This is a genomic window from Pontibacter korlensis (genome assembly GCF_000973725.1).
GTDB classification, from domain to species: domain Bacteria; phylum Bacteroidota; class Bacteroidia; order Cytophagales; family Hymenobacteraceae; genus Pontibacter; species Pontibacter korlensis.
The window spans coordinates 4158263-4171996 of sequence record NZ_CP009621.1; the positions used below are offsets into that span (position 1 = coordinate 4158263).

The window sequence follows — 13734 nt, forward strand, 5'->3', positions numbered from 1 at the left end:
CACAATGATTTGTGGAGGTATTCTCTATGCGCTCTTTTAGCTAAGAAGAACAAAGCGTTTACCTGGTAGAGCTTTCACTACTCCTTTAAACTCCAGCCCTAAAAGCACCGAAGCTAAGAGCCTTACAGGTACCTGGAATTTCCAGCTAAGATTATCTATGTGCTCCTCCCGGCTTTGCTGAAGCACCTGCAGTACTTTGTGTTCATCTGCGTTGAAGTCTGAGGGGTTGAATGCCTTTTTCTGATTTGCCTCATCCTCCAGATCCCAGTTCAAAAGCTCTACCCGGTCCTTTGCCGAAGTATAAGGCACAGCTTTCAAAGACTTGATAAGGTAATTAGTGCCTTGAGAAAGAGGGGAGGTGATGTTGCCAGGCACAGCCATCACTTCCTTGTCGTAGCTGTGCGCAATGTCGGCAGTAATAAGTGTACCGCTTTACCTGGCAGCCTCTACCACTATAGTGCAGTCGCTCATGCCGGCTATTATGCGGTTGCGGGCAGGAAACCGGGGTGCATCGGGTTTTGTGCCGAAAGGGTTCTCCGTAAGCAGACCTCCCTGCAGGAGCATACGCTCTGCATATTTCCGGTGCACTGCCGGGTATACTATGTCAGGGCCACTGGCCATCAAGCCGATAGTAGGTAAGCCTGACTGTAGTGCGGCACGGTGGGCAACTATATCCACGCCACTCACAATCATGACCTTATAAGGCCATAGCTCTTCAATAATGCGCTCTGTTACCCTTTACCCATAACTCGTTATCTGCCTGGTGCCTACCATGCTACTAATACGGCGATGATTGAGACTAACATTGCCTCTAAAGTATATCAGGGTAGGCGCATCTGGTATCTGCTTCAAGCGGTCAGGGAACTTCGGCCAAGTATAAACCAGCATCTGCAGATCCAGCTCCTCAGCCAGCTATAACCCACTCCTCTGCCTGTAAAAGCGCAGAGGTTTTACTCTCCTGTATGTTTTTTACCAGCTTGGGTCCTACACCCGGAATCTGAAGCAATCTGCCTGGGGGAGCCTCAAACACTGCTTTAGGTGAACCGCAGTAGCTGACCAGCATGCGGGTGAGCTACTGCCCCTACACCTGGGAGTTTTGTAATAGCTATCTCGTAGATGTTTTGATTCTCTACCATAGGTAAAGAACATACCGGGCTTTTAGTCTTTAGTATTCAGCTGTTCCTTTATGCCCAGCAAGAATGCCTTTACTTTCTCCAAAGACTCAATAATTTCCATCTTGTCCTTGGCCTGCACAGGCTTGTTTTTCATTACCTCGCGGGCACCCTGTATGGTGTAACCACGTTCTTTTACAAGATGGTAAATGGTGCGTAGCGTTTCAATGTCTTTAGGAGTGTACTGTCTGTTCCCTTTCTTATTCTTTTTCGGCTTTATCTGCTCAAATTCAGTCTCCCAAAAACGGATGAGTGATGGCGCTACATCAAACATAGTGGCCACCTCACCAATGGTGTAATACTGCTTCTCTATTTCTTTTTCTTTGTATGGCATAGTTTATGGCTGATTAGTTGGGCAAGGGCAGCAGTAATTTTCGGCTAAATGTTACTGATTACGGCTAAAAATGCTACTTTTGCCTCTAATGTGCTATCCGGACAGCGCTAAAAGTACAGCGTTACCGATTGGCAAAAATTAGATATTTTTCTCTCTTAAACAACAAGTATAGCACTTAGTATCTAAAGGCTTAACACTCATACATGAACTCAGCTGAAATAAGACAAAAGTTCCTGGACTTCTTTGCTTCAAAGCAGCACCAGGTTGTGCCTTCTGCTCCAATTGTGGTAAAGGATGACCCGACCCTGATGTTTATTAACTCAGGAATGGCGCCTTTCAAAGACTATTTTTTGGGCAACAAGCCCGCACCCTCTAAGCGTGTGGCCGATACGCAGAAGTGTCTCCGTGTGAGTGGCAAGCATAACGACCTGGAAGAGGTAGGCTATGACACCTACCACCACACCATGTTCGAGATGTTGGGTAACTGGTCGTTTGGTGACTACTTTAAGAAGGAAGCGCTGGAATGGTCTTGGGAACTTCTGACGGATGTATACAAACTGCCAAAGGACAGGCTGTATGTTTCTGTTTTCCAGGGAGACCAGGCTGAGAATTTGCCGATGGACCAGGATGCCTATAACATCTGGAAGACTATGATTTCTGAGGACCGTATCCTGATGGGTTCTAAGAAGGACAACTTCTGGGAGATGGGCGATACAGGTCCGTGTGGTCCGTGCTCAGAGATTCACATCGACTTACGTTCTGAGGAAGAGCGCGCCAAAGTGGATGGCAAAGAGCTCGTGAACAATGATCACCCGCAGGTAGTGGAGATCTGGAACAACGTATTCATGGAGTTTAACCGTTTGGCTGATGGCTCATTGGTTAAACTGCCTGCACAGCACGTGGACACAGGTATGGGCTTTGAGCGTTTGTGCATGGCCATACAGGGCAAGCAGTCTAACTACGATACCGATGTGTTCCAGCCGCTGATCCAGTATGTAGCTAATGAGGCAGGTATAAAGTATGGTGATGATGAGAAGAAAGATATTGCCATCCGCGTGATATCTGATCACATCCGTGCGATCTCCTTCACTATTGCTGACGGTCAGCTACCATCCAATAACAAGGCTGGATATGTAATCCGTCGTATCCTGCGTCGTGCGGTTCGATATGGATTCACTTTCCTGGATTTCAAAAAGCCTTTCCTGTACAAGCTGACAGAAGTACTGGCAGAGCAGACAGCACACGTATTCCCGGAGCTGAAGCAACAACTCGGCTTTGTGCAGCGCGTAATTGAGGAAGAAGAAAACGCCTTCCTGCGTACGCTGGAGAATGGCCTGAAGCGACTGGATGCACTTGAGGAGAGCTTTAAGCAGCACAACAATACTATCGACGGCAAAACCGCTTTCGAACTATACGATACTTTTGGCTTCCCGCTTGACCTGACTGCTTTGATTGCTCGTGAGAAGGGATTGAAAGTAGACGAGGAAGGCTTTGGCAAAGAAATGGAGCAGCAGAAAAACCGCTCCCGCAATGCCTCAGCCACTGAGCAAAGCGACTGGGTAATTCTTCAGCCGGACGTAGTAAACGAATTTATTGGTTACGACTGTGATGTGACTGATGCACAGATAGTACGCTACCGTCAGGTAAAGGCTAAAAACAATAGCGAGTACCACATCGTGCTTGATAAAACGCCTTTCTATGCTGAAAGCGGTGGTCAGGTTGGTGACGTAGGCTATCTTGTTGCTGATGGTGAGCGGGTAGAGGTGCTGGATACGAAGAAAGAGAACGACCTGATTCTTCATATCACCAAAAACCTTCCGAAGAACCTGGAGGCAGGCTTTAGTGCTGAAATAGATGCAGAGCGTCGCAACCTGATTCGTAAGAACCACTCTGCTACACACTTACTGCACGCTGCTTTAAGAACAGTGTTAGGCGACCACGTGCAACAGCGCGGTTCCTTGGTCAATGAGAAAGTGCTACGTTTTGACTTCTCTCACTTTGCCAAAGTTGAGGAGGCAGAACTGCGCCAGATTGAGCACATCGTAAATGAGCGTGTACGCCAGGCTATACCTCTGGATGAACGCCGCAATGTGCCTATTGATGAAGCAAAGGAGATGGGCGCAACTGCACTGTTTGGTGAGAAGTATGGCGACTTTGTTCGTGTGATTACCTTTGGCAGTGACTATTCAGTGGAGCTTTGCGGTGGTACGCATGTGTTCAACACAGGTAATATTGGTTACTTTAAGATCATTTCTGAAAGCTCTGTGGCAGCTGGTGTACGCCGCATTGAAGCAGTTACAGCAAGTGCCGCTGAAGAGTACATGCAGCAGCAGTTGAACGAACTGAACGCAGTGCGCGAAGTGCTGAATACGCAAAGTAATGTTTCGGGTGCTGTACAGAAGATGCAGGAAGACTTGAAAGTACTGCAAAAGCAGTTAGAGGCTTTCGAACTAAAGCAGCTAAGCAGCCTGAAAGATTCACTGGCACACAAAGCTCAGCAACTCGACGGCATCAACCTGATTACAGAGCGTGTGGAGTTGAGCTCTGCTGATTACCTTAAGAAGCTAGCGTTTGATATGCGTCAGGTAGTAGATAACCTGGTGCTGGTACTTGCAGCTGAGATAGATGGCAAACCACAAATTGCCGTGATGCTGTCTGATAACCTGGTGCAGGATAAGAACCTTAACGCAAGCCAGATGGTGCGTGAATTAGCCAAAGAGATCAAAGGCGGTGGCGGTGGCCAGCCATTCTATGCAACAGCCGGTGGTAAGGATGTTGCTGGTCTGGATGTGGTGCCAGGTAAAGCGCAGGAACTTGTAAAGTCGATTATTAAAGGATAATAATGCTAAACAAAATGGAGAGTAACTAATTTACCTTTGGTAGATGGGTTACCCTCCATCCCTCTATAAAGAAATGGATAAAGCAATAAGAGATAAGTATCAGGCCATTATTGGTTTAGAAGTACACGCACAGCTGCTTACCAACAGCAAAGCATACTCTTCTGACTCAACAGAGTATGGTATGCTTCCTAACACAAATCTGAGCGAAATAACATTAGCTCACCCAGGCACACTGCCGCGCGTAAATAAGCGTGTTGTGGAAATGGCTGTTAAGATGGGTTTGGCCACGAATAGCGAGATCACCAAGTATAATGTGTATGCTCGTAAAAACTATTTTTACCCAGACCTCCCAAAGGGTTACCAGATTACGCAGGACAAAACTCCTATCTGCACCAACGGTCATATCCTGATCAAAGACGCCGCTGGCGAGGGAAAGCGTATTGGCATTACCCGTATCCACATGGAGGAAGATGCTGGTAAATCCATGCACTTACCAGGTGAGGTAGAAACGCTGGTTGACTTTAACCGTGCAGGAGTACCTCTGATCGAGATTGTATCCGAACCAGATATCCGTGACTCGGAGGAAGCTTACAACTACCTGATTGAAATAAAGCGCCTGGTACGTTACCTGGATATTTGCGATGGTAACATGGAGGAAGGTTCACTGCGCTGCGATGCCAACATTTCGGTGATGCTGAAAGACTCATCGTTATGGGGTACCAAAGTGGAAGTGAAAAACATGAACTCCTTCCGCAACGTGCAGCGCGCCATTGAGCACGAAATCGAGCGCCAGATCATGGTGCTGGAGAACGGAGGCAAAGTAGAAGGCCAGACACGCAACTTCGATGCTAATACCGGTACTACTACGGCTATGCGTTCTAAGGAAACCCTGAACGATTACCGTTACTTCCCGGAGCCGGATCTTCCGCCATTAGTAATTGAGCAAGAATGGCTGGAAACCGTGAAAGCGGCAATGCCAAGCTTACCACAGGAACTGTACAACCGCTTCGTTAATGAGTTGGGTCTGCCTGAGTACGATGCAGCTGTTTTGACTGATGCGAAGGAGATTGCCCTATACTTTGAGGAGCTATCGCAGCACACTACCAACTATAAGGCAGCATCTAACTGGGTTATGGGACCCGTAAAGTCTTACCTAAACGAGCTTCAGCTGCACATTAAAGACTTCCCGTTAAAGCCGGAACAAATTGCGCAGTTAATCTCTTTAGTAGATGAGAACAAGGTAAGTCACTCTGTGGCTGCTAAAAAGATATTCCCGTTCATGCTGGAGCAACCGGAGTACACAGCTCAGCGTGTAGCCGAAGAGCAGAACTTGCTGCAGGAATCTAACGCTGATGAGCTGCTGCAGGTAGTTCAAGAAGTGTTAGCTGCAAATCCAGCCAAGGTTAAGGAATATAAAGCCGGTAAGCAGTCGCTGATTGGCATGTTTATGGGTGAGATCATGAAGAAAACAAAAGGAAAGGCTGACCCTAAAGCGACGAACCAATTGCTTCGTGAACAGTTAAACGCATAATGCTGATACTATGAATTTGAAAAACATGCTGGCGGTGGCTTCGGCTGCCGCTGTGCTTGCCAGTTGCCAGGGCAACAAGTCTGCCACTAACGGTGAAGACAGCTATACCATACAAGGTAAGCTTGATAACGCCACTGCAGGACAGGTATACCTGTTTGAGCTAGGAGAGCAGAACTTTGTGCCCCGCGATACTGCTGAAGTTAGCGATGACGGCACTTTTACTTTTACTGGTAAGATAAACGAGCCAACTTTTTACCGCATCACCATGGATCAGCAAAATGGACTGATGCTGGTTTTGGACCAGGGTAAAATTGCTGTAGAGGCCGATGCTGCAGATATAAATGGCACTGCTAAAATTGAGGGTTCTGAGGATTCACAGCTGTTTCAGGAGCTGAACAAGCTCGTGAATGAGAACCGCAAAAAGCAGATGGAACTGGAGCAAGCTTTTGCCCAGGCTATGCAGAATGGTAACGAGGCAGAGGCCGAGCGTTTAAGAGGCGAGTACTTTAAGCTGCAAAACCAGATAAAAGACTTTATTGCACAGCACCCTAAGTCTGTGGTTTCTGCTTTTGGTACAGCAAGCCTGGTAGATCTGGTAAATGATTTCGCTTTTGCAGATAGCATGGCCAATCTGTACAACCAGCATATTCCCAATTCAAAGTATACAGCCAAGCTGAATGAGCTCCTGAAGCCTCACCGTAGTACAGCCATTGGACAGACAGCACCAGACATTACTTTGCCAAGTCCGGATGGAGGTACTAAAACGCTTTCTTCCCTTCGAGGAAAGTATGTACTGATCGATTTTTGGGCAAGCTGGTGTGGTCCGTGCCGCAAAGAGAACCCCAATGTGGTAAAAATGTACAACAAGTATAAAGAAAAGGGTTTTGAGATCTTCGGCGTGTCTTTGGACCAGTCTGAAGAAAAGTGGCTGGCTGCCATTGAGAAGGATAAGCTAACCTGGCCACAAGTGTCTGACTTGAAGGGCTGGGAAAGCAGTGCTGCTCAACTTTATAATGTAACAGCAATCCCACAGACAGTATTGGTTGATCCGGAAGGAAAAATCATTGCTAAAGGCCTGAGAGGACCAGACCTTGAAAATAAACTAGCAGCGCTTCTTCCTTAAAAGCCACTGCTAAAACGTGCAAAAACAAAAAGAGCGGCCTTGTCAATCAAGGCCGCTCTTTTTGTTTTATTAGTAGTGACATTAGACGGTAAAGACCTTCTGAAGTGCTCCCCAAAGTAGCTTTTTATGCTCAACATTATGCTCCAACATATTTAGTGCCTGCGAGAACACGACCGGTATATTGCCCACCGTTACGGGGTTGTACAGTGTAAACTTCTCATGAGGCAGAGCAGTGTCGATGCGGCTGGCAAAGCTGATAATGTAGTTTACCTGCAAGTGCTGTAGCAGGTCTTCGAAAAGGGCGATAGATCCGGAAACATTGTTCACATACGCCACATCCTCTGGTCTAAGCCCAATAGCAGACAGTATTTTTTGAAGAAACTGCAACTGCGGAAGCTGAGCAAACTCATCATCAGGCAGGGTAACTAGTATGGCTACCCCTTTCTGATTCTGCCCCGTTATCTTATACTTCTGTTGCAGCGGCGAAGCCTCTTTCTTCGGAAACTTAGGCAGGGCAGGAGCAGGAGTTTTTCCTACAGGAGCCTCCGGCACGGCAGGAGCGGCAACGGTTGCCGGAGAAGTAGCATTTAGCTCAGTATGTACCTCAACTGGCTGAACAGGAACTGAGCTGGTTTCTTCAGGAGCGGATACAGGTATTTCACCCTCCACCAAATACACTGTTTCGGGTATAAAGTTTTTCAGAAACTCAGCTGATATATCTACTTCTAATCCTGCCATTTGTAATTCTATTCAGGTGCGTCTTCCTTGATATCAAATATAGAGCGCAGTTCGTTTGCTTCGCTAGGCTTCATACGGCCAGCCAATACAAGGCGAAGCTGGCGACGACGCAGTGCGCCATCATAAAGGCTAATCTCTTCTTCAGTTTCAGGTATCGCTTCTGGCACATCGATTGGATTTCCAAGTTGATCCACGGCTACAAAAGTGAAGAACGCCTGGTTCGATTTTACTTTCTTACCACTTGGAATGTCCTCGGCATACACAACAATATGTACCTCCATGGAGGAGTTGAAGGCGCGGGTAACCTTTGCCTCCAGGGTAACAACATTACCCAGTTTTATACTCTCTGCAAAAGATACATTGTCTACCGAAGCTGTTACCACAATGCGGTTAGAGTGCTTCTGAGCTGCAATAGCAGAAACAATGTCCATCCAGTGCATCATTTTGCCACCCATTAGGTTGTGCAGGGTGTTGGTGTCGTTTGGCAACACCAGTTCCGTCATAATTACGTAAGACTCAGATACTTTTTTTTGTTTACGCATTCTTGTTATGCTAAATGAGTCGCAAAGATACGCTACTGAGCCCAAAGGTTAAAATCTGACCGCAAGTAGCTGCTCCTGCAGAAGAGTTGAAGTGCGTTTTTGCAGGTGAAGCGCTGGATAGTTGTGTCTAGAATTTCTCGCCTCCGTCCCAGCCAGAACGGCCTAGCAGTGGAACGAACTTAAAATTGCTGAACTCCTCTTTTGTAAACTCATTTTCTTCCACACGTGTGATGCGCAGCATTTTCTGCGACTGTTCGTCACCGACTGGTATCACTAACACACCACCAATTGTGAGCTGTTTCAGGAGTTCTTTGGGTACAATAGGTGCACCTGCCGTCACGATAATCTTGTCAAAAGGCGCATGTGCTGGTAAGCCCTGTGAACCGTCTCCATGAAAAGTATGTGGGTTAAGACCATGCTTACGGAAGAAAATGCGCGCCTTTTCATAAAGAGGACGGTTGTACTCTATAGTATAGACATTGGGTGTAATCTGTAGCAGGATCGTACATTGATAACCTGAGCCTGTACCTATTTCCAAAACCTTATCAGTGGGCTTAAGTAGCAGTAGCTCCGTCTGGAAGGCAACAGTATAGGGCTGGGAGATAGTTTGCCCTTCACCAATCGGAAAAGCCTTGTCCTGGTAAGCCTGCTCCAGAAAAGCTTTGTCGAAAAAATAATGACGCGGTACAGTTTCGATGGCTGCAAGCACGCGCTCATCGCGTATGCCCTTCTCGCGAAGCAGTTTTACTAAAGCCCGGCGCATGCCTTTGTGCCTGTACGAGTCTGTTTGCATGTGGTAATTAGTAGGTGTTTCTAATTTGATGTACTACCTCTAAAGGAGGCAGGTTTGCGAAAATAAGCATCTAGCTTTAATAAAGCCCGCAAAAAGTGAGCTTTTCAGGTTCTTTATTTTAGCATAGTGCTGCGCCAAAGGCAGAATCTCTTAATTTTGATAATCAAATTACATTGAATGTGGTTATATACTAATTAGTATCTTACAGAGGATATAACTACCGCAGAAAAGAGAAAAGAATGTTTACAGGAATAATAGAAGCACTAGGTCGCGTGACCGATATACGTGAAGAGAACACGAACAAACATTTTACTATCACATCTCCATTCACAAATGAGCTGAAAATAGACCAAAGTGTGGCTCATAATGGCGTTTGTCTTACAGTAGTAAGTATAGACGGAGATAACTATACTGTTACAGCCATTGATGAGACGCTAAAGAAAACAAACCTTAATTACCTGAAAACAGGTGATGCTGTAAACCTGGAGCGTTGCATGCAGGCGAATGGCCGTTTTGATGGCCATGTGGTGCAGGGGCACGTAGACCAAACAGGCATATGCGAAGAGGTAAAGGATGAGAACGGGAGCTGGATCTTTACCTTCGGCTATGATGGCAACAAAGGCAACGTAACAGTAGAGAAAGGTTCTATTTGTGTAAATGGCATCAGCCTCACAGTGGTAAACTCAAGAGAGGATAGATTTTCTGTTGCTATCATTCCTTATACTTATGAGCATACAAACCTGCACCAGGTAAAACCAGGTGACACAGTAAACCTGGAGTTCGACATTATCGGCAAATATGTGGCAAGGCTGCTAGGAAAATAATAAAAGACACGGAAAAGCACAAAGTACAAGTCAGTCGATCTTTGCTTTGTGCTTTTTGGCTTTTTAGAACCTGCGCTCCTGGTTTGCCATACTTTGGTCAACGCTTAGCTTGCCAGCACCGCCCACCACCAAGGCCCAGGCCATGCCTATTACCAGCAGGTGGTATTCATAGCCTTCGCCCGCTTGGTTGCCGCCCCAGTTCATAAAGAACCCGTAGGGTAGTTGTATCGCCAGGATAATACCTGCAAAGAGACCGATGATGCAAAGTCCCCAAAACCGTACCCAAAAACCAAGTATGAGACAGAGGGCCCCGATAAACTCAATAATGATCACAAGCCAGCCCAGCCATCCTGGTAATCCAGACATCTGCTCAAACCCTTGCATAAACCCGGCAGCTCCTTGCCCACCAAACCAACCGAAGAGCTTTTGAGCGCCATGCGGAAGAATTACTAACCCCAGCATTACCCGTACAATGGTCAGGCCCCAGGTATCGTGCGTGAAGAGTAATCTGTCTTTGAAAAAGCCCATAGAGCAGCTATCTTGATAATTTCACATAACCACATTACGGAAGTTTCAACAAATAGATAAAAAGGCTCTTTGGCGCGAGAACTTTCAGTGCAAGCGGTAAAACTTAGGTAAGCTTAGATTATACTTGATAGCTATAAGCCTGATTGTCATAATCAGCAACACAGAGGCTATAAAGTTAGTATTCCGGTCAACCTGCAGATACTCGAGCCCAAGGTAAAATGTGGCACCAAGTATACAGGCACTGGCATAAAATTCTTTGCGGAGAAGCACAGGCACCTCATTGGTAAGTATATCTCTTATTGCGCCTCCCATCACAGCGGAGAACATACCCATGATGGCAGCTATTATTGGGCTCACCCCCAGGCTCAAAGCTTTTTCTGTGCCAACTATTGTAAACAGAGAGATGCCCAGCGTATCGAACAGCAGGAATGTGCGTCGCAAGCGAAGTAACACGCGGTAAAACAGTCCACAACAAACTACAGATGCTATAATGACATACAACACCATTGTGTCCTGAATCCAGACGAGCGGGTAGCTGCCAAGCATAATGTCCCGAAGGCTGCCCCCTCCAATGGCAGTTACAAACCCCGTAAATGCGGCACCAAACCAGTCCTGCTCTTTATCCCTTTCGCTTGCAGCCAAGGCACCCGACATGGCAAAAACCACTGTTCCTAATAATTCAAGTATATATTGTATGCTCACGTTGTAGGCTTAAGTACGCCACCAATATAAGCGGCTTGTATCACACAAGAAAATCTTAAGCTTTTATGAGGCACTTCTTCAAGTGAGTAAGTATAGTCCTCGTTTATGGTAGCCAATTAAAAAACTTCCTCTGCAGCAACATAAGCCATTTTAACAGATAAGAAGGTGCAAACTATAACAGGCCAAACTTAACCCCAAAAAAGAAAGTGCGCGGCCGTGCCGGACCATAAACATAGTTGCTGTCGCGGTAAGGACCCGTATCAAAATCCTTCTGGTACTGGTTAAACATGTTTTGTATACCGGTATTAAACTGCAGGTCCTGCTTTATACTTTTAAGGGGGATGCGGTAAGACAGTTTCAGGTTGTTCTCTATGAATGATGGCGAAGTATAAAGCTCGTCTTCCACCACACCGGGAGCACCAGCAAAGTGAGGTACTTCCATGGGCCCAGTAAGCACCCCAGATAGGGTAGCATTGAAACGCCCCTGCGGCAGTAATGTTAGCACATAGTAGCCATAGATGGCTGGTGTACGCAGGTATTGTCGGGTACCGGAAATTTCCGAGGACCAGGCAACCGGCTCATCGTAGCGGGAGCTCTGATAAGTCATACCTGCTTCTATCTGAAATCGCTGGTCATAATTTAGCCGCCCCTCCAGAGTAACTCCCTTTACTGTTGAGTGGCTTCCGTTTTTGCGCAGTAAGCGCTGATTACCCTGTTCATCTGTTCCAATCTCCTCCAGCACAAAAGCATTCTGCAAGCGGGTATAGAAAGCATCAACCGTAAACCCAAAGATCATGTGCTCGCTGGGCTTGTTAAAATCTACCGAGGCATTGTAAGCATTGGAGGTTTCCTCTTCCAGCTCCGGATCAATCTGTACATAAGAGATACCGCCTCCGGCAAAAGCGATGTGCATGTCTGCCTCAAAAGCCTGCGGTGCTCTGAAGCCACGGGCATAGGAGGCACGGAGCTGTGTGGTGCTGCCTAATTTGTATAAAGCACTGACTCGGGGCGTCAGTATAGTTTCATCTACGTTGTTGTGCTTATTTGCCCGCACACCGGAAAGTACAGTCAGGGCAGGAGTTAGATCCCAGTCGCTCTGCAGGAACAATCCTGTCAGGTTGTTCTCCTGGTCTATCAGGTAACTGTAGGCTTCAATTTCATCGAATGTGTAGTCGTATTGATGTTCGGCACCCAGTGTAAAAGTATTACTGCCTCCCAGAAAGTTGTGGGAGGTATAGTTGTACTGTAAGCCTCCCTGAAACGTATGGCTCTTTGTCTGGCCCCAACCATCTGATTGCTCCATTCCTGTATAATGTGTGCGCTTGGTGTTTTGGCCTGAGCCATAGACACTAAAGGAAGACCTGCCGTTTTTTAAGCTATGGTCCCAGTTAAAGCCGCCAACCAAAATGTTGTGCAGGCGGTACTCAGACTGATCAGCCTGGTCGGCGGGTTTATCAAGTTTATTCCCGCCTTTGCGCTCCTCATGTATGCTCCAGGCATTCACATCAATCTTATCTCGCTCTGTTGGCTTAAAGAAAGCGTTAAAGCCAAAGGAGTTATTCTTCAGCTGTGCCAGTTCCGAAAATCCGTCTTCGTTGGCGTCATAAGCTTCCCTGTCGCGGTGCGATGCAAAGAATGAAAGGCCTGCATTCTTAAGCTCATTAACTGTGTTCACGTTTGCATTCAGGAAATGATCCCATGCTTCGCCGTCCACTACTGATGAGCTTGTGGAAAGGGTGTAGGTGCTGCTGGTTGGTTCTTTGGTAATGATATTAACGGTACCTGCAATGGCACTGGAACCATATAATACAGAGCCTCCACCTCGAACTACTTCCACACGCTCTACCATATTAGCAGGAATCTGCTCCAGACCGTACAAACCCATGATCGAAGTGAATATAGGACGGCTATTCACCAGTATTTGAGAGTATGCACCTCCCAGTCCATTCATCCGCAGTTGGGTATAATTACAGGTTTGGCAGTCAGTTTCCATCCGGAGGCCAGGCTGAAAACAGAGCCCTTCGCTAAGTGTGTTGGATTGAGTGAACTCAAATGTGCGGCTGTCGAGTACATTAACAGCAACAGGACTCTCTAACCTGCGCCTCTCGGTACGGGTACCTGTTACCACCACCTCATTAAGAGTAGCGTGTGCTTCTTGTAAGGGTATAGTAAGAGTAGAGGTGGAGTCGGGTAACACCTGTACTGTGCTTTGCGTTGGCTTATAGCCTATTGCTGTTACCAATACGACATGGCTGCCTTCTGTAACGTCCTTAAGCATAAACTCTCCATACTCATTTGTAGGAGTGCCTTTCTGTGTTCCTTTCAGCATAACCGTAGCATAGGGTACAGTGGCTGTGCCTGCTGTAACTTTGCCCTTTATACTTCCATTATTCTGAGCAACAGCAATTATGGTAGTATAGCTAAATAACAGTAGAATTATGATTCTCATAGCATTGCGTAAGATGACACATATTTATTCGAAACGCTAAATTATAGATTTAGGTTTGTCTAAAATAATAATTAGATAATTTATGATCCCGATTGAGGTTTTAGCAACTAAAAAGCCCCCATGGTTTCATCCATAGGGGCTATAAAGCTTTAAGCAAT

12 protein-coding genes and 1 pseudogene are annotated in these 13734 nt (G+C 46.5%); 4 read left to right on the forward strand and 9 right to left on the reverse strand.

Annotation, left to right across the window (positions count from 1 at the left end; genetic code table 11):
• Positions 1-36: 36 nt before the first annotated feature.
• The 3 genes and pseudogenes from PKOR_RS25995 to PKOR_RS17955 all read right to left on the reverse strand — a co-directional run bounded on the left by PKOR_RS25995 (position 37) and on the right by PKOR_RS17955 (position 1506).
• Complete coding sequence (locus tag PKOR_RS25995; RefSeq protein ID WP_476704247.1) at positions 37-309, reverse strand: DprA-like winged helix domain-containing protein; 273 nt, start codon at positions 307-309, stop codon at positions 37-39.
• Between the two features lie 21 nt (positions 310-330).
• Positions 331-888 (reverse strand): annotated as a pseudogene (locus PKOR_RS26000) (DNA-processing protein DprA); the annotation flags it as partial.
• Between the two features lie 270 nt (positions 889-1158).
• Positions 1159-1506 (reverse strand): MerR family transcriptional regulator, encoded by a 348-nt coding sequence (locus tag PKOR_RS17955; protein ID WP_046312498.1) that lies wholly within the window; start codon positions 1504-1506, stop codon positions 1159-1161.
• 203 nt (positions 1507-1709) lie between these two features.
• Between PKOR_RS17955 and alaS the strand changes: the two genes are divergently transcribed.
• From alaS to PKOR_RS17970, 3 genes are all read left to right on the forward strand, one after another.
• Positions 1710-4346 carry an alanine--tRNA ligase gene (gene alaS, locus PKOR_RS17960; RefSeq protein WP_046312499.1) on the forward strand — a complete coding sequence of 879 codons (2637 nt, stop codon included), beginning with the start codon at positions 1710-1712 and terminating at the stop codon, positions 4344-4346.
• Between the two features lie 73 nt (positions 4347-4419).
• Positions 4420-5877: an Asp-tRNA(Asn)/Glu-tRNA(Gln) amidotransferase subunit GatB gene (gatB, locus tag PKOR_RS17965; protein WP_046314628.1), complete on the forward strand. Its 1458-nt coding sequence runs from the start codon at positions 4420-4422 to the stop codon at positions 5875-5877.
• 10 nt (positions 5878-5887) lie between these two features.
• A complete protein-coding gene (locus tag PKOR_RS17970; RefSeq protein WP_046312500.1) occupies positions 5888-7000 on the forward strand; it encodes a TlpA disulfide reductase family protein in 1113 nt (370 codons plus the stop codon).
• Between the two features lie 81 nt (positions 7001-7081).
• On the opposite strand, the gene PKOR_RS17975 is transcribed toward PKOR_RS17970, so the two are convergent.
• From PKOR_RS17975 to PKOR_RS17985, 3 genes are all read right to left on the reverse strand, one after another.
• Complete coding sequence (locus PKOR_RS17975; RefSeq protein ID WP_046312501.1) at positions 7082-7738, reverse strand: hypothetical protein; 657 nt, start codon at positions 7736-7738, stop codon at positions 7082-7084.
• 8 nt (positions 7739-7746) lie between these two features.
• Positions 7747-8280, reverse strand: coding sequence for an acyl-CoA thioesterase (locus PKOR_RS17980; RefSeq protein WP_046312502.1), 534 nt, complete (start codon positions 8278-8280; stop codon positions 7747-7749).
• Positions 8281-8407: 127 nt separating this feature from the next.
• Positions 8408-9073: a protein-L-isoaspartate(D-aspartate) O-methyltransferase gene (locus tag PKOR_RS17985; protein ID WP_046312503.1), complete on the reverse strand. Its 666-nt coding sequence runs from the start codon at positions 9071-9073 to the stop codon at positions 8408-8410.
• Between the two features lie 239 nt (positions 9074-9312).
• Between PKOR_RS17985 and PKOR_RS17990 the strand changes: the two genes are divergently transcribed.
• Positions 9313-9897, forward strand: coding sequence for a riboflavin synthase (locus PKOR_RS17990; protein ID WP_046312504.1), 585 nt, complete (start codon positions 9313-9315; stop codon positions 9895-9897).
• A 63-nt stretch (positions 9898-9960) separates the two neighbouring features.
• Here the strand turns inward: PKOR_RS17990 and PKOR_RS17995 are convergent, their stop codons facing one another.
• The 3 genes from PKOR_RS17995 to PKOR_RS18005 form a co-directional block, all read right to left on the reverse strand.
• Positions 9961-10425: a DoxX family protein gene (locus PKOR_RS17995; RefSeq protein ID WP_046312505.1), complete on the reverse strand. Its 465-nt coding sequence runs from the start codon at positions 10423-10425 to the stop codon at positions 9961-9963.
• An 84-nt stretch (positions 10426-10509) separates the two neighbouring features.
• A complete protein-coding gene (locus PKOR_RS18000; protein WP_046312506.1) occupies positions 10510-11127 on the reverse strand; it encodes a trimeric intracellular cation channel family protein in 618 nt (205 codons plus the stop codon).
• 172 nt (positions 11128-11299) lie between these two features.
• Positions 11300-13576: a TonB-dependent receptor gene (locus PKOR_RS18005; RefSeq protein ID WP_046312507.1), complete on the reverse strand. Its 2277-nt coding sequence runs from the start codon at positions 13574-13576 to the stop codon at positions 11300-11302.
• Between the last annotated feature and the right edge of the window lie 158 nt (positions 13577-13734).